The organism is Streptomyces sp. AC555_RSS877 (assembly GCF_019049245.1).
Classification (GTDB): Bacteria; Actinomycetota; Actinomycetes; order Streptomycetales; family Streptomycetaceae; genus Streptomyces.
This window is the reverse complement of record NZ_JAGMUK010000060.1, coordinates 272742-293654: the sequence shown is the minus strand read 5'-3', so window position 1 is coordinate 293654 and position 20913 is coordinate 272742. Positions and strand designations below refer to the sequence as shown.

The window sequence follows — 20913 nt, the reverse complement described above, 5'->3', positions numbered from 1 at the left end:
TCGGCATCATGTTCTGGCCGATGTTCGCGGTAGCTGTGGGTTTTCTGGGTCTCGCCGTTCTCGGTGTGCTCGCCGTACGGGTCTTCCTGGAGGCACAGCGCCTGGGCAGGCAGGTCACGGACTCGGCGCGGCGCATCAACCGGGCCGCGGAGGATCTGGAGCGTGCCTCCCTGAGCGCGGCCCGCTCCGTGGACTCACTGTGAGTCGCCCCGTGTGATCCCTGTGAGTTACGGGTGTGATGCGCTTTGGGTCACTTCGCCCTGTCGACTTGGTGGTTCCGCCAGGTACGCTGCTCGTCGCGGCCCGGAGAACGAGGCCCGGACCGCTGACCGGGAGTACGCACAGGGATTGCCAGGCGTTTACCCCTGAGCGTTACGATCGCTGTCAGCACGATCGTTCGGACACATGTCCGACCGGTCGGACAGCTCCCCACCCCAGCCGCCTCGGTGAGAAGGTAAAGACTTATGTTCGGAAGGCTCGGCGCCCCCGAGATCATTCTCATCCTCGTCGTCATCATCCTGCTGTTCGGCGCCAAGAAGCTTCCGGACATGGCGCGCTCGCTCGGCAAGTCCGCGCGAATCCTCAAGAGCGAGGCCAAGGCGATGAAGTCCGAGGGTCAGGACAACGCGTCCGCTCCCGCGGCCCCGCCGCACGACGACCAGCAGCCCCCCGCCCAGCGCACCATCCAGGCCGCTCCCGGTGACGTGACGAGCTCGCGCCCGGTCACCGAGCCGACGGACACGACCAAGCGCTGACGCAGGGCCGGTGACCTCCGGCCCGCTGCACGAGATGGGAACGTGGGTTGCTGAAGTCCGCCCGCACAGAGGAGAAGGATCCCGAGGGGCGGATGCCCCTCGGGGAGCACCTTCGTGAGCTGCGCAACCGCCTTGTCAAGAGCCTGCTGGCGATCGTTGTCACCACGGTCATCGCCGCCTTCTTCTACAAGGACATCATTCAGTTCTTCACGGACCCCATTCTGGAAGCGGTGGGGTGCAACTACAGCTTCGCCGAGCTCGCGGAGAACACGGAGAACACCGAGTGCGCGCGGATCGTGCAGAACGGTCTGCTCAGCCCGTTCACGCTCGCTCTGACCGTGTCGCTGTCCTCGGGCGTGGTGCTCGCCACCCCGGTGTGGCTGTACCAACTCTGGGCGTTCGTGGCGCCGGGTCTGCACCGGCACGAGAAGAAGTACGGCCTCGCCTTCGTGGGTGCCGGATTCCCGCTGTTCCTCACCGGGGCGTACTTCGCGTACTGGTCGCTGCCCAAGATGGCGACGGTGATGCTGGAATTCTCCATCATCGGAAGTGACAACCAGCTTCCCCTCGATGACCTTCTGCAGCTCATCATGCGGATGATCATCGTCTTCGGGCTCTCCTTCGAGTTGCCGTTGCTGCTGGTGATGCTGAACTTCGGTGGCGTCCTCTCCGGCAAGAAGATGGCCGGCTGGTGGCGCGGCATGATCATGGGCATCACGCTCTTCGCCGCGATCGCCACCCCCAGCACGGACCCCATCTCCATGCTGGCGCTGGCAGGCCCCATCTGGATCATGTACTTCATGGCGACCGGTATCGCTCTCGCCAATGACAGGCGCCGGGCTCGGCGCGAGGCCGAGGGCCCCGCCGACGACGAGGCCTCCGAGCTCGACCTCACCCCCGAGGAAGTCGGCGGGGTGGAGACCGTCTCGGCCAGCCGGGCGCTGCCCGAGCAGGCGAGCGCGGAACGGGTCAACGGTTATGACGACGTGACCTGATCGGGTCGCCCGCACTTGTAACGTCCGGGGCGTGACCAGCGAGATCACCCTCTTCGTCAACCCCACCGCGGGTCGCGGCCGGGGCGCCCACGCGGCGCAGCCGGCCGCTTCGGCTGTCCGGGCGGCCGGCTTCTCGGTGCGTACGGTCGTCGGCGTGAACGCCGAGGACGCCCTCGCACGCGCGCGTGCCGCCGTCGCCGAGGGCACCGGCGCCCTGATCGCCGTCGGCGGCGACGGAATGGCGAATCTGGCGCTGCAGGCCGTCGCCGGGACGCGTACACCGCTCGGCCTGGTTGCCGTCGGCACCGGCAACGACTTCGCCCGCGCCCTCGGCCTGCCCGTGCGCGACGCCGCCGCCGCGGGCCGCCTGATCGCCGACGCCCTCAAGGGCACCCGGCTGCGCGACATCGACCTCGGCCGGGTGGAAGGCCGGTGGTTCGGCACGGTCCTCGCCTCCGGCTTCGACTCCCGGGTCAACGACCGCGGCAACCGCATGCGATGGCCGACGGGGCGTCTCAAGTACGACCTGGCGATGCTCGCCGAACTCGCCGCCCTCCGCCCGTATCCGTACCGGATCACGCTGGACGACGGCGACGTCAGGGAGGCCGAGGCGACCCTGGTGGCCGTCGGCAACGGGTCCTCGTACGGCGGCGGCATGCGGATCTGCCCGGGCGCCGACCTCACCGACGGACTGTTCGACGTCACGGTGGTCGGGGACTGCAGTCGTACGACGCTGCTCAGGGTGTTCCCCGCCGTGTACCGGGGCCGGCACGTCGACCACCCGAAGGTCACCGTGCTGCGGGCGGCCAAGGTGGAGATCGCCGCACAGGGGATCACCGGGTACGCCGACGGCGAGCCGCTCGGGCCGTTGCCGCTGATCGCGCGCTGTATGCCGGCTGCCGTCCGGATCATAGGGCCGTGAGCTGCGGGAATTGCATGTTTATCGTCATCGGATCCGGATAATGATCGTCCTGTTGTCAGTGGGGCCCGGTAGTCTCGAAAGCACGATGACAGAGGACCTCTCACCGGCCGAGCGGTATGCGGCAGCACGTAGGCGCGCTGTCGAGCAGGCCACCGCGCTCGCCGGTTTCCGCGAGATGTACGACTTCGGCCTCGACCCCTTCCAGATCGAGTCCTGTCAGGCGCTCGAGGCGGGCAAGGGCGTCCTGGTGGCCGCGCCGACCGGCTCCGGCAAGACGATCGTCGGCGAGTTCGCCGTCCACCTCGCCCTGCAGCAGGGCAAGAAGTGCTTCTACACGACACCCATCAAGGCCCTGTCGAACCAGAAGTACGCCGACCTGTGCCGTCGTTACGGCGCGGACAAGGTCGGCCTGCTCACCGGCGACAACAGCGTCAACTCGGACGCCCCGGTGGTCGTGATGACCACCGAGGTGCTGCGGAACATGCTGTACGCGGGCTCGCAGACCCTCCTCGGTCTCGGGTACGTGGTCATGGACGAGGTGCACTACCTCTCCGACCGCTTCCGCGGGGCCGTGTGGGAAGAAGTGATCATTCACCTCCCGGAGTCGGTCACGCTCGTGTCGCTGTCGGCGACCGTGTCGAACGCCGAGGAGTTCGGCGACTGGCTCGACACCGTGCGCGGCGACACCGAGGTGATCGTCTCCGAGCACCGGCCCGTGCCGCTGTTCCAGCACGTGCTCGCCGGGCGGCGGATGTACGACCTGTTCGAGGAGGGGGAGGGCCACAAGAAGGCCGTCAATCCCGACCTCTCGCGGCTGGCCCGGATGGAGGCCAGCCGGCCGTCGTACCAGGACCGCAAACGCGGCCGCGCGATGCGTGAAGCCGACCGCGAGCGGGAGCGCCGGCAGCGCTCCCGCATCTGGACACCGAGCCGGCCCGAGGTCATCGAACGGCTGGACTCCGAGGGCCTGCTGCCCGCCATCACCTTCATCTTCAGCCGTGCCGCCTGCGAGGCCGCCGTCCAGCAGTGCCTGCACGCGGGCCTGCGGCTCAACGACGACGAGGCGCGGGAGAGAGTGCGCGCCCTGGTCGCGGAGCGCACGGCCTCCATCCCGACGGAGGATCTGCACGTCCTCGGCTACTACGAGTGGCTGGAGGGCCTGGAGCGTGGCATCGCGGCCCACCACGCGGGCATGCTGCCGACGTTCAAGGAGGTCGTCGAGGACCTGTTCGTACGCGGCCTGGTCAAGGCGGTGTTCGCGACCGAGACGCTGGCACTGGGCATCAACATGCCCGCGCGGTCCGTGGTGCTGGAGAAGCTCGTCAAGTGGAACGGCGAGCAGCATGCCGACATCACGCCCGGCGAGTACACCCAGCTGACCGGCCGTGCCGGCCGGCGCGGCATCGACGTCGAGGGCCACGCTGTCGTGCTGTGGCAGCGTGCCATGAGCCCCGAACACCTCGCGGGACTGGCCGGCACGCGCACGTATCCGCTGCGCTCCAGCTTCAAGCCGTCGTACAACATGGCGGTCAACCTGGTGGAGCAGTTCGGGCGGCATCGTTCGCGGGAGCTGCTGGAGACGTCCTTCGCGCAGTTCCAGGCCGACAAGTCGGTGGTCGGGATCTCGCGGCAGGTGCAGCGCAACGAGGAGGGGCTGGAGGGCTACAAGGACTCCATGACCTGTCACCTCGGCGACTTCGAGGAGTACGCGCAGCTGCGCCGCGAACTCAAGGACCGGGAGACCGAGCTGGCCCGGCAGGGTGTCAGCCAGCGGCGTGCCGAGGCCGCCGTCGCGCTGGAGAAGCTCAAGCCGGGGGATGTCATCCACGTCCCGACCGGCAAGTACGCGGGCCTGGCGCTGGTGCTGGACCCGGGGCTGCCGGCCGGACGGTCGAACGGCCATCGGGGGTTCGAGCAGCACGACGGACCGCGTCCGCTGGTGCTGACCTCCGAGCGGCAGGTCAAGCGGCTCGCGTCGATGGACTTCCCGGTGCCCGTCGAGGCGTTGGAGCGGATGCGGATCCCGAAGTCCTTCAACCCGCGCTCCCCGCAGTCCCGTCGGGACCTCGCCTCCGCGCTGCGCACCAAGGCCGGGCACATTCCGCCGGAGCGGGCCCGCAGGAAGCGGTCCCAGGCCGCCGACGACCGGGAGATCGCCCGGCTGCGCACGGCCCTCCGCGCGCACCCCTGCCATGGCTGCAACGACCGGGAAGACCATGCGCGTTGGGCCGAGCGCTACCACCGGCTGCTGCGGGACACCTCGCAGCTGGAGCGGCGTATCGAGGGGCGTACGAACACCATCGCGCGGACGTTCGACCGGATCGTCGCGCTGCTGACCGAGCTGGACTACCTGCGCGCCGACGAGGTCACCGAGCACGGCAAGCGGCTGGCCCGGCTGTACGGCGAGCTGGATCTGCTGGCGAGTGAGTGCCTGCGGGCCGGTGTGTGGGAGGGGCTGGCCCCTGCCGAACTGGCCGCCTGCGTCTCGGCGTTGGTGTACGAGTCCCGGGTCTCCGACGACGCCATGGCGCCCAAGGTGCCCTCGGGCAGGGCGAAGGCCGCGCTCGGCGAGATGGTCCGCATCTGGGGGCGTCTGGACGCGCTGGAGGAGGACTTCCGGATCACCCAGACGGAGGGCGTGGGCCAGCGCGAGCCGGACCTCGGCTTCGCCTGGGCCGCGTACATGTGGGCTTCCGGGAAGGGCCTCGACGAAGTCCTGCGCGAGGTGGAGATGCCGGCGGGTGACTTCGTGCGGTGGTGCAAGCAGGTGATCGATGTGCTGGGGCAGATCTCGGCCGCCGCGCATGCCGAGGGGTCTACGGTCGCGAAGAACGCGCGTAAGGCGGTTGACGAGCTGCTGCGGGGGGTTGTCGCTTACTCGTCGGTGGGGTGAGTTGCCTTCTCCTTGCGCTTTGCGCCTTGCGTGGTGGGGTGGTCGGGGCCGTGTCGGGGGGTGTCCGTCCTCGGAACGGCGCGGAATCGGTTGCCCATCGAGGTGCTCGTGTTGACGCGCCAACCGCTGCGGGCGGACACCCCCGACACGGCCCCTTGCCGCCGTACGCGGGTGCGGGCGGGTGGGGGCTGGTGTCAGTCAGCGGTTCAGGTACGGTCGCCAGCCGCCGTACGACGTGATGTCCTCGGCGTCCGTGAGGGCGTCCGGTTCGCACAGGAAGCCGGGGAGCCGGCTGCCGTCCGCCAGTTCCACGCTGCCCAGTGTCATCGGGCGGGGGAGGGCGGTCAGGAGTCTGCCCAGGGCTTCCGCGGGGAGGCGCCATACCTCTGTCTCGATCGCTGCTCCCCCTGTGCCTACGTGGACGAGGCCCGGCTTCGGCGGTTGTGTGGCCAGCGCGTGCAGGCGGTACGCGGGTGCGGTCGTGGTCGTACGGTCCAGGCGGGCGCCCAGGGCGAGGAGTTGCGGGTTGAGAGGCTGGCCGGAGAGGTGGGCGCCCAGCACCGCCAGACGCGTCTCCGGCTGGAGCAGGGCGGCGATCCGGGCCAGGCGTTCGTCCGTGAACGCCGGGCCGATCAGCATCACGCCGAAGGGGAGGCCGTTGACCTCTCCGGCCGGGGCGGCGACCGCCGCCAGGTCGAAGAGGTTGGTGGAGTTGGTGAAGCGGCCCAGGCGGGCGTTGGCGCCCAGCGGGTCGGCGGCCACCTCGGCGAGGGTGGGGTGGCCGGGGGCGGTGGGGAGGAGGAGGGCGTCCGCGTCGGCGAGTTCCGTGCGGGCGCGGGTGCGCAGGGCCGCCAGGCGGTCGGTGTCGGCGAAGAGCTGGTGGGCCGGGATGTCGCGGGCGCGGGTGATGATGCCGGCGACCGTGGGGTCGAGGGAGGTGTCTTGCTCGGCCATCGCCTTGTCGACAAAGGTGCCGACTGCTGTGTAGCGCTCGGCTACGAACGCGCCCTGGTAGAGCATCGCGGCGGCCTCGGTGAAGGGGCCGAGGTCGATCTCTTGCACCGACGCGCCCGCCTGGATGAGTTGGGTCACCGTGGCCTCGTACGCCTGTGCCCAGCCCTCGTCCAGTTCGCCGAGCTGGTGGCGTGGTGGGACGGCGATCCGCCATGGGCCCGGCGTGCGCTGGGGGAGTGGTGGGAGGTCGCGGCCGGCCGGGGAGGCCATGTGGGCGAGGGCCTGCTCGGCCTCCGGGAGGGTGCGGGCGAAGACCGTCACGCAGTCGAGGGAGGCGCAGGCCGGGACCACGCCCGTGGTCGGGACCAGGCCGCGGGTCGGCTTCAGGCCGACGATCCCGTTGAAGGCGGCCGGGACGCGGCCCGAGCCCGCGGTGTCCGTGCCGAGGGAGAGGTCGACGATGCCCAGGGCCACCGCCACGGCCGAGCCGGAGCTGGAGCCGCCGCTGATCCTCGTCGGGTCGTGGGCGCCTCGGACGGCTCCGTACGGGGAGCGGGTGCCGACCAGGCCCGTCGCGAACTGGTCCAGGTTCGTGGTGCCCAGCACGATCGCGCCCGCCGCGCGTAGGCGGGCGACGACCGGGGCGTCGGCCTCGGGGTGGTAGGCGTACGACGGGCAGCCGGCGGTGGTGGGCAGGCCGGCCACGTCGATGTTGCCCTTGGCGGCGAGCAGGCGTCCGGCGAGGGGGAGTGGTTCGCCGGAGGCGACCCGTTCGTCGATCGTGCGGGCCTCCGCCTCGACCTCCGGCTGTGGGCGCAGGTCGATCCAGATCTCGGGGCGGTCGACCGCTTCGATGCGGGCGTAGGCGGCGCGGACGCGGGAGAGGGTGGTGGACATTTCTGGTTCCTCTTTCACTGTGTGGCAGGGGCCAGGACCAGAAGTGCCGTCCCCGCCTCCACCTGGTCCCCGGGCCTGGCCAGGATCTCCGCGACCACGCCGTCCATCGGCGCGTGCACCCTGGACTCCATCTTCATCGCCTCCAGGGCGAGCAGCGGCTGCCCGGCCGTCACCTCGTCACCCGGCTGGACGTTCAACTGCCAGACCGAGGCGGCGAATTCGGCCTCGATCAGGCGGCCGCCCGGCGGGACGGTCACCTCCGCCGGCGGAGCGGCCGGAGCGGCCGCCGCCTCCGCCCTGGTGAACTCGCCCGCCGCCTCCCACGCGTCCCGCTCCGCCGAGAACGCCGTCTGCTGGCGGGACCTGAACTCCTCGATCGACTCGGCGTTCCTCGCCAGGAAGGCCTGGTACTCGGCCAGCGAGAAGGTGCCCTCCTCGATGCGCGGTACGAAACGGCCGGACGTGATGTCGGCGCGCAGGTCGATCAGTTCGCCCGCGTCGACCGGGTACCACTTGATCCGGTCGAAGAAGCGCAGGAGCCAGGGGGAGCCGGGCTCGAAGGCACCGCGTTGCTGCCAGCCCGACCAGACCTGGGTCGTCCGGCCCACGAACTGGTAGCCGCCGGGGCCCTCCATGCCGTAGATGCACAGGTACGCGCCGCCGATGCCGACCGAGTTCTCGGCCGTCCAGGTGCGGGCCGGGTTGTACTTGGTGGTCACCAGGCGGTGGCGGGGGTCGAGGGGGGTGGCGACCGGGGCGCCCAGGTAGACGTCGCCGAGGCCGAGGACGAGGTACTCCGCGTCGAAGACCGTGTCGTACACGTCCGCCACCGACTCCAGGCCGTTGACGCGGCGGATGAACTCGATGTTCCACGGGCACCAGGGCGCGTCGTCGCGGACGCCCGCCATGTAGCGGGCGATCGCCTCGCGGGTCGCCGGGTCGTCCCAGGAGAGGGGGAGGTGGACCGTGCGGGAGGGGACCACCAGTTCGTCGCTCGGGGGGAGGCTGGTGGTGATCTCCCGTACGGCGGTGAGGAGTTCGTGCTGGGGCAGGCGGTGCGGGTCCGTCTGGATCTGGAGGGAGCGGATGCCCGGCGTCAGGTCGGTGATGCCCTCCGGGCCCTGCTCGGCCACCGCCTCCATCAGGGCGTGGACGCGCATGCGCTGGGCGAGGTCCAGCTCCATCGGGCCGAACTCGACCAGGAGGTTGTCGTCGCCGCTGCGGCGGTAGGTCACCTCGCCGTCCCGGGCGAGGATGCCGCCGTCCACGATGGTGGCGCGGGGGGCGCCCGCCACGTCGACCGGCGTGAACCGCACGGTGTCGCCCGGGCGCAGCTGGCCCAGCTTCCAGCGTTCGGTGCTGATCACCGTCGCCGGGCACACGAACCCACCGAGGGAGGGGCCGTCCGGGCCGAGCAGCACCGGCATGTCGCCCGTGTAGTCGACGGCTCCCACGGAGTACGGGGTGTCGTGGATGTTGGAAGGGTGCAGGCCCGCCTCGCCGCCGTCGGTGCGCGCCCAGCGCGGCTTGGGGCCGACCAGACGGACGCCCGTGCGCGCCGAGTTGAAGTGCACCTTCCACTCGGCGGCGTAGAAGTCGTGGATGTCGTCCTCGGTGAAGAACTCCGGCGCGGCGTGCGGGCCTTCGACGGCCTGGATGTGCCAGGCGGCGGTGAGGTCCGGGCGGTCCTCGAGCGGTACCGGCCCGCCCTCGGCGACCGTCCCGCCGTGCAGGACGTCGCCCGTGCGCAGCGCCCGGCCGCCGTGGCCGCCGAACCGGCCCAGGGTGAACGTGCTCGCGCTGCCCAGGAAGGCGGGCACGTCGAGGCCACCGGCGAACAGGACGTACGTCCGCAGGCCGTGCTCCAAGGGGGTGCCGATCTCCAGCACGGCCCCTGCGGGCACCGTCACCGGCTCCCACCGCGCGACCGGCGTGCCGTCGACGGTGACCGGGGCCGGAGCGCCCGTCACACACACGGTGGTGGGGTGGGTGAAGCGCAGCGTCGGGCCCTGGAGGGTGCATTCGAGACCGGCGGCGCTTTCCGCATTGCCGAGTGCCTGGTTGCCGAGCCGGAAGGACAGGTCGTCCATCGGTCCGCACGGGGGTACGCCCACCTGCCAGTAGCCGGTGCGGCCCGGCCAGTCCTGCACGGTGGTGAGGGTGCCGCCGGCGACGACCTCGATGCGCGGAGTCGGATCGCTCACGGAGGTGAGCGTCGCGGTGGAGTGCGTGGCCGCGGTGAATTCCCGGTTCGCGAGTGCCGCCCGCACCAGGCCCAGGTTCGTCTCGATGCCGTCGACGCGGGTGCGGGCCAGCGCCTCGTCCAGCCGGCGCAGGGCGTGTGCCCGGTCCGGGCCGTACGCGATGACCTTCGCGAGCATCGGGTCGTACGACGTCGTGACCTCGGTGCCGGTCTCCACCCAGCCGTCGACGCGCACGCCCGGCGGGAACTCGACCCGTGTCAACAGGCCCGCACTGGGCCGGTGGTCGCGTGAGGGGTCCTCGGCGTAGACGCGGGCCTCGACGGCGTGGCCGCGCGGGGTGCCCGGGTCGCGGACGACGTCCTGCTCGCCGCGCGCCAGCCGCAGCATCCAGGCGACCAGGTCGACGCCGTAGATCTCCTCGGTGACCGGGTGCTCCACCTGGAGACGGGTGTTGACCTCCAGGAAGTACGCCTCCTCGCGGGCGGCGTCGTAGACGAACTCGACGGTTCCGGCGGAGCGGTAGCCGACGGAGGCGCACAAGTCGCGCGCGGCTGAGGCGAGTTGCTCACGGATGGGGGCGGGCAGGCCCGGTGCCGGGGCCTCCTCCAGCACCTTCTGGTTGCGGCGCTGGAGGGAGCAGTCGCGGTCGCCGAAGGTGACCACCCTGCCCTCGCCGTCGCCGAAGACCTGCACCTCGACATGGCGGGCGCGCTCCACCAGGCGTTCCAGGAAGACGCCGGCCGAGGAGAAGGAGGCGGCGGCGACGCGCTGCACGCGCTCCCAGGCGTCGGCGAGTTCGTCGGTGGAATGACAGGCCGACATGCCGATCCCGCCGCCACCGCCGGTCGCCTTGAGCATGACCGGGTAGCCGATCCCGGCGGCCTGCGCCTGTGCTTCGTCCAGGGACGCCAGCAGGCCCGTCCCCGGGGCCAGCGGCACCCCGGCCGCCTGGGCCGCCGCCCGGGCCGTGTGCTTCGCCCCGAACAGCTCCAGCTGCTCCGGTGTCGGGCCCACGAACACGATCCCGGCGTCCTCGCAGCGGCGTGCGAAGGACGCGTCCTCGGACAGGAAGCCGTAACCGGGGTGGATCGCGCCCGCGCCGGCGTCCTTGGCCGCCTTCAGCACCAGGTCGGCGTCGAGGTACGACTCCTTGGCGGGTGCCGGGCCGAGCCGCACCGCCTCGTCGGCGAGCCGGACGTGCGGGGCGGAGCGGTCCGGGTCGGAGTACACCGCGACCGTGCGCAGGCCGAGTTCGCGTGCGGTGCGGATGATCCGGACGGCTATCTCGCCCCGGTTGGCGACGAGGAGGGTGTCGAAGGTCATGCGGTGCCCGCCTCGGTGATCGTCATCTCCACCGCCGTCGGCTCGAAGCCGTTGCACGGGTTGTTGATCTGGGGGCAGTTGGAGACGAGCACGAGGACGTCGCGCTCGGCCCGCAGGCTCAGCTCGAGGCCGGGGGAGGACAGGCCGTCGACGATGCCGAGGGTGCCGTCCTTCTCGACCGGCACGTTCATGTACCAGTTGATGTTGGAGACCAGGTCCCGCTTGCCGAGGCCGTGGCGCGCGCCCTCGGCGAGGAAGTTGTCCACGCAGGCGTGCTGCGACCAGGTGTGATGGCCGTACCGGAGCGTGTTCGATTCCTTGGAGCAGGCGCCGCCGACCGTGTCGTGCCGGCCCACGTCGTCGGCGACGACGGTCATCAGCGGGGTGTGCTCGTTGGACAGCAGCACGCTGCCCGTGGTCAGGAAGATGTTGCCCTGCGCGTGGATCGTGTCAGGGGCGCTGTAGCGGACCGACGTGTCGTGGGCGTCGTAGACGAGGAAGTCGACGGCCTGGTTGCCGTGCAGGTCGGTGACGGTGAGGGTCTCGCCGGTCCGTATGACGGCGGACCACGCGGCGCGCGCGGGAACGACGGTCGTGCTCATGCGATCCCCCTGGCGGCAAGGAACTCGGCGGTGTTCAGGAAGGCGCGGCGGCCCTCGGGCGTGGCCTCCCACAGCGGGTCGCCCGGACGGGTGGCCTCGGCGCGCCAGGCGAGCACCTCCAGCGGGGTGCTGACGTACTCGGCGCGGGGATCGGCCGGGTGGGGCACGTTGGCGACCAGGACCGTCACGTCCTGCTCGGCGCGCAGCGTCACGCTGCCGCCGGGGCCGGCCGAGCCGATGAAGTCCAGGGCGCCGTCCTCGCGGACCTCCACGCCCTGGAAGAAGGAGAGCGACGGCGGCAGGTCGCGGGGTTCCAGGCCGTTCTTGGCGGCCGCCAGCTTGAACAGCTCACGCCCTGCCGGGGACGGGCTCTGCGGGGTGCCGTCGCCGTACCGCTGGCCGTTGCGGACGAGGGTGGAGGTGCCGCACAGGGCGTCGTGGCGGCCGGAGGTGTCCGAGACCACGGAGGCGAGGACCCGGCCCTGGTCGGAGAGGAGCAGTTGGCCCTCGCCGAGGTAGGCGTTCCACTGGACCTTCACCGTGTCGGCGACGTTGAGCCGTTCCCAGGGCCGGTCGGCGGCGAACAGCAGCAGGTGCGCGCAGGCGTCGCCGTGCGGGTCGGTCAGGCGCAGTTCGGTGCCGCGGGCCAGCACCCGGTGTGTGTAGTTGCCGCCCGCCACCGTCTCGGCCCACACCAGATGACCCGCCTCGCAGGGCGGGTTCGGCCAGGTGCCGGCCGGTACGACGGGCATGGCCTCGGTGCGCGTGCCCTCCTGGGCGCGGGCATGGGCGCGGGCTCCGTACGTGGTCGCTGTCGCCATCGCGGGTCCTCCGGCTCCGTATGTCGTTCGTCCTGCTGATGCCTAATTTCTGTCGCTTGACAGAAATTAGAGGCGGGGCGGGTCACCGGCGTTGCCGCCTCGTTGCCGCTCGGTTACCGGGCCCTCACGAAGATCACCGCGGATGGGCGTGTGCGAGGATCGAACGCATGGGGACAGCAGGTGCAGACCGGAGCCGACGGGTCGGCAGGCCGCGGGCGGCGCAGCGGCCGGACAGCGGCCTCGAACCGCGCGAGGAGCTGCTCGCCGCCGCCGCGGAGCTGTTCACCACGCTCGGCTACGCGGCCACCTCCACCCGTGCCGTCGCCGAGCGGGCGGGCATGCGGCAGGCGTCCATGTACCACTACGTCTCGGGCAAGGAGGGGCTGCTCGCCGAGCTCCTGGAGTCCACGGTCACGCCCTCGCTGGCGTACGCCCGGGAACTGCTGGCCGACGACGCCACCCCGGCCGAGGGCCGGCTGTGGGAGCTGTGCCGCGCGGACGTGGAGGTGCTGTGCGGCGGGCCGCACAACCTCGGCGTCCTCTACCTGCTGCCCGAGGTGCGCACCGAGGGGTTCGCCGGCTTCCATGCCGTGCGCGCCGAACTCAAGGATGCCTACCGGCAGTTGCTCGCGGCCACCGCGGCGGGCGGTGCGCTCGCCAAAGGTGAGCTCGATCTTCGTACGGACTTGGTGTTCGGGTTGATCGAGGGAGTCATCCTCGTCCATCGCTCCGACCCCGAGCGCCCGGTGTCGGCGTTCGCGGAGGCCACGGCGGACGCCGCGCTGCGCATCGCGGGGGTCTGAGCTCCTCGCGCGTTCCCGCCGGGGGCACTTCACTCGTCACGGTGGGTGTTTTCGTATGTCCGTACGCCGTGACGCACCGTGTGCGAATGAATCCTCAGCGTGTAAATGGAGCTGAGCGTACTCCTGTCTTCGACCCCGTTTCAGGTGCTTGCCGAATATGACATGGCGATGATCCGGTCGGACTAAGCTCGCCCGCAGCGCGCCGAGTTGAGGTGTATTCGTGCGCTTGTTCCCAAATATCCCGAAGATCCCGACAGATCCATGACAAACCCCCCTGCAAGCTCCCCCGACTCCCAGCCGATTCGTTTCAGAGGGCCCACATGGTGAGTGTTCAATCTCCTCCAGGTCGCCGTGAACTTCCTTACGCGCGCGTGCTGTTGCTGCCCGCCATATTGATGGCCGCGGTGACCGGGGCCGCCGTCGCCGTGGTGACGGAACCGGCCCGGTTGGCCGTCGGCTTGTGCGGAGCCGTGGCCACGCTGCTGGTGATCGTGACGGCGGCCGATGCGACCCGGCGCCGCCGCGCGCTGCAGGACCTGCGTACGGACCATGCCCGTCACACCGCGTATCTGGAGCGGCGGATCGCCGCCCACGACGAGGAGATGACACGCCTCGCCAAGGAGATCGCGCCGGCCGCGCTGGACCGACTGCGCAGTGGACATACACCCCTGGAGGTGATTCGCGACCTCGGCCTGATCAACCCCGCGTGGAGCGACCTCCCCGAAGCGCAAGTGTCGTTGATCAAGACCGTGCTCAAGATCGTCGACCAGGAAGAAGTCCTGCGTGACTCCACGCAGCGCTCCTTCGTCAACATCGCCCGCCGCGTCCAGGCGATCGTCCACCAGCAGGCCAGTGAACTCCGCGAGATGGAGGAGGACCACGGCCGCAACCCCGAGGTCTTCGACGACCTGCTGCGCATCGACCACGGCACCGCGCTGATCGGCCGGCTCGCCGACTCCATCTCCGTCCTCGGCGGCGGCCGGCCCGGCCGTCAGTGGCCCGAACCGGTCGCGCTCTACAGCGTGCTGCGCGGCGCCATGTCCCGGATCCTCGAGTACGGGCGCATCGACCTGTCGTCCATCGCCAAGGTCAACGTCAAGGGCACCGCCGTCGAGCCCGTCATCCACGCCGCGGCCGAACTCCTCGACAACGCCACCCGCTACTCCCCGCCGCAGACCAAGGTCCACGTCACCGCCACCGAGGTGCAGACCGGCGTCGCCATCGAGATCGAGGACGCGGGCGTCAGCCTCAGCGAGGAGACCCGCGCCAAGGCCGAGGGCATGCTGGAACGCGCCAAGGCGGGCCTCGACCTCGAAGACCTGGGGGAGTCCCCGCGCCTGGGCCTCGCCGTCGTCGGCCGGCTCTGCAAGACGTACGACATGCAGGTGTCGCTGCGCGCCTCCGCGTACGGCGGTGTCCGCGCGATCCTCGTCGTGCCGAGCGACATGCTCACCTCCGAACCCGGCGTCGGACTCGCCCACGGCATCGGCGCCACCGCCGTGCCCCAGGTCGACCTCGGCGCCCTCCCGGGCCCCAAGCGCACGGTCAAGAAGCGCCGCCCCACCAGCCCCAAGTTCACGGCCGCGCTCTCCATGGAGGACGACGTCCCCGAGGTCACCGAGTGGACCGCGGGCGGCCTGCCGCAGCGCCGCAGCCGGGTCAAGACCTCGCTCACCCAGCGGTACGCCGAACAGGCCGCCATCGAACAGGCGGAACGGGAGGGCAGGCCGACCATCTGGTCGACCGCCAGGCGCGAGCCCGAGCCGGAGCCGGAGGAGAAGGCACCCGGACCCCCGCCGGGCCTGTGGGTCCAGGCGTTCTTCGACGGACTCAAGCGCCCCGACCCCACCGCATTCACCCAGCCGACCAACGAACCGGCCCGCGTCGAGGCCGACGACGAGGGGAACCCCCAGTGATCCAGCAGCGAGGCAATTTCGACTGGATGCTCACGGACCTCGCCAAAGGCGTACCGGGCATCCAGATGATCGTGGTGCTGTCCGCCGACGGCCTGCGCATCGCCCGCCACGGCGGTGACCCGGACACCGCCGACCGCGTCGCCGCGGCCTGCGCCGGCCTGCAGAGCCTGGCGACCGCCGTCGCCCAGGAGATCCCGGGCAGCGACGGCGAGATGAAGATGGTGCTCATCGAGATCAACGGCGGCTACTTCTACCTGATGGCCGCCGGTGCCAACGCCTACCTCGCGGTGCTCTCCGACGTGCGCGCCGAACCCGGCTTCATGAGCGCCCGCATGAGCGACCTCGTCATCCGGATCGGCGCGCACCTCACCAGCCCGCCCAGGCGCAACGGCCAGACCGTATGACTCCTCCGCAACGCCAGCGGCGATTCCCCACGCCAGAACCGGTTCCGCAGCCCCCCCAGGAGGAACAGCAACCCCCCCAGGGGCCGAAGAAGAACCCCGAGCGGCTGTACGTGATCACCGGGCCCGACGGCGTCGAGCGCGTCGAGCTCGACCTGGTCACGTTAATCGTGGCGCGCGCCGACCCCCCGCCCTCCGCCACGCCCGAGCAGGCGGCGCTGCTCCGGTTGTGCACCGCCCCCCTGTCCGTGGCCGAACTCTCGGCCTATCTCAGCCTGCCGTTCAGCGTGGTGACCGTCCTGCTCACCGAGCTGGTGGCGGCCGAACTGGTGACGGTCCGCGCCCCGATCATCCGCCAGGCGCTGGCCGACCGTTCCCTCCTCGAAGCGGTGATGCATGGACTTCAAAAGCTCTGACACCATCACGGGTCCACGAACCGAGGACCACCTCCCGCACACCGCCGAGGCCGCGGTGAAGATCGTCATCGTCGGCGGCTTCGGGGTCGGCAAGACGACCATGGTCGGCTCGGTCAGCGAGATCAAACCGCTGACCACCGAGGAGACCATGACGCAGGCCGGCGTCGGAGTCGACGACAACTACGGCTCCGACACCAAGACGGCCACCACCGTGGCCATGGACTTCGGCCGCATCAGCATCACCGACCAGCTCGTGCTGTACCTCTTCGGCACCCCCGGCCAGGAACGCTTCTGGTTCCTGTGGAACGGCCTGTTCGAGGGCGCGCTCGGCGCGGTCGTGCTGATCGACACCCGCCGGCTCGAGGTCAGCTTCGACGTCATGGGCCGCCTGGAGGAGCGCGGCGTGCCGTTCGTGGTCGCCGTCAACTCCTTCCCGGACGCGCCCCGTTACCCCGTCGAGGAACTGCGCACGGCACTCGACCTGAGCGCGGACATCCCCATCATCGAGTGCGACGCGCGCCGCCGCGCCTCCAGCCGGGACACCCTGATGACCCTGATGCGCTTCCTGCACTCCCTCGCCACGACGGGCTCGCTACGACGATGACCGCGCACCCGCCGCGACCGGCCGGCCCCGGCCGGATACGGCTCCCACGCCGGACACGGCTTCCCAGCCGGCCAGCCCCGGCCCCGCAGACAGACACGGACACCGGATCCACTTCGGAGCAACCACTGTGACGCCTGAATCCCACTCCCTTACCGGTACGGACCCCTCCCTCGGCCCGCCGCCCGGCTGCCCCGCCCACGGCCGCGGCCCCGGCGGACTGCACCGGCTCTACGGCCCCGAGGCGGAGGACCTCGGGTCCCTGTACGAGCAACTCCGGGAGGAGCACGGCCCGGTGGCACCCGTGCTGCTGCACGACGACGTACCGATGTGGGTGGTGCTCGGCCACACCGAGAACCTGCACATGCTGCGCACCCCCTCGCAGTTCTGCCGGGACAGCCGCATCTGGACGCCGCTCCAGGAGGGCATGGTCAAGCCCGACCACCCGCTCATGCCGCACATCGCCTGGCAGCCCATCGCCTCGCACGCCGAGGGCGACGAGCACCTCAGGCTGCGCGGCGCGGTCAACGGCGCCATCTCGACCATCGACCACCGGGGCATCCGCCGGCACATCAACCGCCACACCCAGCGGCTCGTCAACCGCTTCTGCGAACAGGGCACTGCCGACCTCATCAGCGAGTTCGCCGAGCACCTGCCGATGGCCGTGATGTGCGAGATCCTCGGCATGCCCGACGAGTACAGCGAGCGGCTCGTGCAGGCGGCCCGCGACGCGCTCAAGGGCACCGAGACCGCGATCGCCAGCCATGGCTACGTCATGGACGCGCTGAGCCGGCTCACCGCCCGGCGCCGCGCCCAGCCCGAGGAGGACTTCACCAGCCACCTCATCACCCACCCGGCCCGTCTGACCGACGACGAGGTCAGGGAGCACCTGCGTCTCGTCCTCTTCGCCGCCTACGAGTCCACGGTCAACCTCATCGGCAACGTGCTGCGCATGGTGCTCACCGACCCGCGCTTCCGCGCCCAGCTCAGCGGCGGCCAGATGACGGTTCCCGAGGCGGTGGAGCAGTCCCTGTGGGACGAGCCGCCGATCAGCACGGTCCTCGCGTACTTCGCCAAGCAGGACACGGAGCTGGGCGGCCGGCGCATCCGCAAGGGCGACGGCATGCTGTTCGGCATCGCGCCGGGCAACATCGATCCACGCGTACGCCCGGACCTGTCCGCCAACATGATGGGCAACCGCTCCCACCTCGCCTTCGGCGGCGGACCGCACGAGTGCCCCGGCCAGGACATCGGCCGCGCCATCGCCGACACCGGCGTCGACGCGCTGCTGATGCGACTGCCGGACGTCGAACTCGACTGCGACGAGGAACAGTTGAGCTGGGCCGAGTCGATCGCCTCGCGCCACCTGGTGGAACTGCCGGTGCGGTTCGCCCCGAGGCCGCAGCAGGACGTGAAGGAGAAGCCCGGTCACGCCGCGGTTCCCTCCCAGCGGTCCAACTGGCAGGTCGGCACTCACCCGCCGGAGCCGGCTCCGGCGGCCGTGGCCCAGCCTCAGCCCCAGCCGGTCGCGGCCCCGCCGCAGCCGCCCGCGCCGACGCCGGAGCCGGTCCGGCCGATGGGCGCCTGGCGGCGCCTGGTGCGCTGGTGGCGCGGTTACTGACCGGCCCACTCGTCGTACGAGGACCAGGCCCGAAGAGTCCTCGCGCTGCGGAACAGGTGCGCCACCCCCGTGACCGGATCGGTGAACTCCAGGCTCCGCGCCAGAAGTTGGAGCGGACGCCGGAAGTCACCGGCCGGCACGGGGCCGGTCACCACCGGGTAGAGCGGGTCGCCGAGGATGGGCACGCCGAGGGCGTTCATGTGGACCCTCAGCTGGTGGGTCTGCCCGGTGGTGGGAGTGAGCCGGTACCTGCCGAGGCCGGGCCCGCCGTGCTCGGCCAGTTCGACGCGGCTGACCGCGTTCGGCTCGCCCTCGACCTCGTAGGCGGCCAGCACCCCGCGTTCCTTCACGATCCGGCTGCGCACGGTCCGGGGCAGGACGAGCCCGGGATCGTACGGGGCGACCGCCTCGTACTCCTTGCGCACCAGGCGGTCGCCGAACAGCGACTGGTACGCGCCGCGCTCCTCGGGCCGCACGGTGAACAGCACCAGCCCGGCGGTGAGCCGGTCGAGCCGGTGGGCGGCACCGAGCGTGGGGATGTCCAGCTCCCGGCGCAGCCGGGCGAGCGCGGTCTCGGTGACATGGCTGCCGCGCGGGATGGTGGCCAGGAAGTGCGGCTTGTCGGCGACGACGATGTGCTCGTCGCGGTGCACCACCTCGATCGGGAACGGCACCGGCACCTCGGCCGGCAGGTCCCGGTGGAACCACACGAACATCCCCGGCACGAAGGCCGCGTCCGGCGCCACCGCCCGCCCGTCCGCCCCGACGACCCGCCCGGCGTCGAACAGCCCGTCGACCACGCCGGCGCCCGCTCCGGACAGCCGTTCCGTCAGGTGGGCGCGCACGGTGGCCCACGGCCCCTCGACGGGCAGCCGCACCCGCACCGGATCCACCCCCTCGCGTTGCGGCAGGGGAGAGGGCGGGATCCGGCGGCTGCGTGTCATCACGGGCAAGCGTAAGCGTGTACGCAGCGACCGAGCGGGCTGTCAGGCCGCGACCGCCTCGGGCACCTCCGCCACCGCCGCACGAGCCTTGTACGCCCGGTAGACCACGCCGATCACCACGGTCACGGTGAGGAACAGCACCGTGAACCACTGGAAGTACCAGTGCCCGCCCGCCGGGTCGTACACCGCTGCCCGCGGCCAGGCGAGGTTGACGGTCATGAACAGGCCGTACAGCAGGGCCAGCGCGTTGACGGGAACGCCCCAGCGGCCGAGCGAGAAGAGGCGGGCGCTCGTCTCGTCGGTGGCCTCGGTGGCCTCGGTGGCCTCAGCGCCGAACTCGCCGCGCAGGCGGCGGACCAGGAGCGGGCCGGTGACCATCGCGTACGCCAGGTACAGCATCACGATGCAGGTGGTGCCGATGGCCAGGAAGGCGTCCGGGGAGGCGAAGTTGAGCAGCAGCAGGGCCGCCGCCAGGACGCCGACCACCAGGGCCGGGGCGCTCGGCATGCCCGTGCGCGGGTTGACCTTGGCGAGGCGGCCGGAGAAGGGGAGCTGGCCGTCGCGGGCCATGGAGAACAGCATCCGGCAGGCGGCCGTCTGGATGGCCAGGGTGGCCACGGCGATCGCCACCACCACGTCGGCCAGCAGGACGCGGCCCACGCCGTCGCCCAGGCTGCTGGTGAGGACGTAGCTCAGGCCGTCGACGGCCAGACGCCCGTCGGTGAGGCTGGGGGCGGCGAGCAGGCCGCCGAGGACGATCAGCGTGGCGAGCAGGCCGGCCGCGCCGAGCGCGACGAGGATGGTGCGGGGCGCGGTGCGCCGCGGATGGTGCGTCTCCTCGCTCATCTCGCCCGCGCTGTCGAAGCCGATCATCACGTAGGCCGCCGCGAACGAGCCCACCAGCAGGGCCCCGAGCAGGCCGGACTGGGCGGCGCCCTCGGTGTGGAAGGTGATGCCGGGGGTGCGCTCGGAGTGGGTCAGCAGCAGGACGACGATCAGGACCGCGCCGATGATCTCGGCGGTGACGCCGACGCGGTTGATCACGGACATCACGCGGTTGTCGAGGATGTTCACCAGTGTGGTCAGCGACAGCAGGATCACGCCGAGGACGGCCGCGTTGGCCGCGCCGTCCGCCGAGGTGATCGCCGAGTCGGTGCCGATCAGCTGGAAGCCGGACCAGATCGCCGGCAGCACCAGCTGCAGCGCCAGTGCCGCGGCCGCGACCACGACGATCTGCCCGATCACCATGATCCAGCCGGCGAACCAGCCGAAGGTGAGGTTCGACAGACGCGACGACCACTGGTAGATGGCGCCGGAGATCGGATAGCGGGCGGCCAGTTCGGCGAAGCAGGCGGCCACCATGAGCTGCCCGACCAGTACCGCCGGCCAGGTCCAGAAGAAGACGGGGCCGCCGAACGCGTACCCGAAGGCGAAGAACTGGAAGACGGTCGTCAGGACGGAGATGAAGGAGAACCCGGCTGCGAAGGACGCGTACCGGCCCAGGCTGCGGTGCAGTTCCTGGCGGTAGCCGAACTCGGTGAGGGAGCGGTCGTCGGGGGAGTGCGGGGGATCGGGGCGTACCTCGGAGGGGGTGGTGGTCGTCACGGCGGCACCTGCCTTCAGCGCAGGGAGCGGAATTCCTGTCGGGTGACAGAAATTAGGTAGCACCTGTTTCGCCCGCATGACGCCGCCGTATCTGTAGCGGGCCCAAGTGCTCACGCTCCTGCCGCGCGTCCGCCATCGCGACGTATCGCGTCTGTGCAGGAGTCGCGGTACTTCAGCGCAGTGGTCCGTGGGGCAACGCGAAGGCGGCCCGTGCTCCAGCACGGGCCGCCCTTGAGGTCG

17 protein-coding genes are annotated in these 20913 nt (G+C 71.0%); 11 read left to right on the top strand and 6 right to left on the bottom strand.

Going from position 1 to position 20913, the window contains the following annotated elements; translation table 11 throughout:
• The first annotated feature begins 8 nt into the window (after positions 1–8).
• From KUM49_RS28115 to KUM49_RS28095, 5 genes are all read left to right on the top strand, one after another.
• On the top strand, positions 9–203 hold the full coding sequence (locus tag KUM49_RS28115; protein WP_217239754.1) for a hypothetical protein: 195 nt from the start codon (positions 9–11) through the stop codon (positions 201–203).
• 261 nt (positions 204–464) lie between these two features.
• Complete coding sequence (tatA, locus tag KUM49_RS28110; RefSeq protein ID WP_217239753.1) at positions 465–755, top strand: Sec-independent protein translocase subunit TatA; 291 nt, start codon at positions 465–467, stop codon at positions 753–755.
• Between the two features lie 47 nt (positions 756–802).
• The gene (gene tatC, locus KUM49_RS28105) at positions 803–1750 is read left to right on the top strand and encodes a twin-arginine translocase subunit TatC (RefSeq protein ID WP_217239752.1); all 948 of its coding nucleotides are present in this window, start codon (positions 803–805) and stop codon (positions 1748–1750) included.
• 31 nt (positions 1751–1781) lie between these two features.
• Positions 1782–2672: a diacylglycerol kinase gene (locus KUM49_RS28100; protein ID WP_217239751.1), complete on the top strand. Its 891-nt coding sequence runs from the start codon at positions 1782–1784 to the stop codon at positions 2670–2672.
• A 40-nt stretch (positions 2673–2712) separates the two neighbouring features.
• On the top strand, positions 2713–5565 hold the full coding sequence (locus KUM49_RS28095) for an RNA helicase (RefSeq protein WP_217239750.1): 2853 nt from the start codon (positions 2713–2715) through the stop codon (positions 5563–5565).
• A gap of 198 nt (positions 5566–5763) precedes the next feature.
• Here the strand turns inward: KUM49_RS28095 and atzF are convergent, their stop codons facing one another.
• The 4 genes from atzF to KUM49_RS28075 are packed head-to-tail and all read right to left on the bottom strand — an operon-like array spanning position 5764 to position 12366.
• Positions 5764–7416: an allophanate hydrolase gene (gene atzF / locus KUM49_RS28090; protein WP_217239749.1), complete on the bottom strand. Its 1653-nt coding sequence runs from the start codon at positions 7414–7416 to the stop codon at positions 5764–5766.
• Between the two features lie 14 nt (positions 7417–7430).
• Positions 7431–10943 (bottom strand): 5-oxoprolinase/urea amidolyase family protein, encoded by a 3513-nt coding sequence (locus KUM49_RS28085; protein WP_217239748.1) that lies wholly within the window; start codon positions 10941–10943, stop codon positions 7431–7433.
• Positions 10940–11545: an urea amidolyase associated protein UAAP2 gene (locus KUM49_RS28080; protein ID WP_217239747.1), complete on the bottom strand. Its 606-nt coding sequence runs from the start codon at positions 11543–11545 to the stop codon at positions 10940–10942. The genes KUM49_RS28085 and KUM49_RS28080 overlap by 4 nt, the downstream gene beginning before the upstream one ends.
• On the bottom strand, positions 11542–12366 hold the full coding sequence (locus KUM49_RS28075; RefSeq protein ID WP_217239746.1) for an urea amidolyase associated protein UAAP1: 825 nt from the start codon (positions 12364–12366) through the stop codon (positions 11542–11544). The genes KUM49_RS28080 and KUM49_RS28075 overlap by 4 nt, the downstream gene beginning before the upstream one ends.
• A 167-nt stretch (positions 12367–12533) precedes the next feature.
• On the opposite strand from KUM49_RS28075, the gene KUM49_RS28070 reads away from it, so the two are divergent.
• The 6 genes from KUM49_RS28070 to KUM49_RS28045 all read left to right on the top strand — a co-directional run bounded on the left by KUM49_RS28070 (position 12534) and on the right by KUM49_RS28045 (position 18124).
• Entirely contained in the window at positions 12534–13169 is a 636-nt protein-coding gene (locus KUM49_RS28070; RefSeq protein WP_217239745.1) for a TetR/AcrR family transcriptional regulator, read from the top strand.
• 320 nt (positions 13170–13489) lie between these two features.
• Entirely contained in the window at positions 13490–15085 is a 1596-nt protein-coding gene (locus KUM49_RS28065; protein WP_217239744.1) for an ATP-binding protein, read from the top strand.
• Complete coding sequence (locus KUM49_RS28060) at positions 15082–15489, top strand: roadblock/LC7 domain-containing protein (protein WP_217239743.1); 408 nt, start codon at positions 15082–15084, stop codon at positions 15487–15489. Before KUM49_RS28065 ends, KUM49_RS28060 begins: the two co-directional genes overlap by 4 nt.
• The gene (locus tag KUM49_RS28055) at positions 15486–15902 is read left to right on the top strand and encodes a DUF742 domain-containing protein (RefSeq protein WP_217239742.1); all 417 of its coding nucleotides are present in this window, start codon (positions 15486–15488) and stop codon (positions 15900–15902) included. The genes KUM49_RS28060 and KUM49_RS28055 overlap by 4 nt, the downstream gene beginning before the upstream one ends.
• Complete coding sequence (locus tag KUM49_RS28050) at positions 15883–16506, top strand: ATP/GTP-binding protein (RefSeq protein WP_217239741.1); 624 nt, start codon at positions 15883–15885, stop codon at positions 16504–16506. The genes KUM49_RS28055 and KUM49_RS28050 overlap by 20 nt, the downstream gene beginning before the upstream one ends.
• A 127-nt stretch (positions 16507–16633) precedes the next feature.
• Complete coding sequence (locus tag KUM49_RS28045; protein WP_217239740.1) at positions 16634–18124, top strand: cytochrome P450; 1491 nt, start codon at positions 16634–16636, stop codon at positions 18122–18124.
• Here the strand turns inward: KUM49_RS28045 and KUM49_RS28040 are convergent.
• Positions 18118–19068: an RluA family pseudouridine synthase gene (locus KUM49_RS28040; RefSeq protein WP_217239739.1), complete on the bottom strand. Its 951-nt coding sequence runs from the start codon at positions 19066–19068 to the stop codon at positions 18118–18120. The genes KUM49_RS28045 and KUM49_RS28040 overlap by 7 nt on opposite strands.
• Positions 19069–19110: 42 nt before the next feature.
• The gene (locus KUM49_RS28035) at positions 19111–20673 is read right to left on the bottom strand and encodes an amino acid permease (RefSeq protein ID WP_217239738.1); all 1563 of its coding nucleotides are present in this window, start codon (positions 20671–20673) and stop codon (positions 19111–19113) included.
• Positions 20674–20913: the final 240 nt, after the last annotated feature.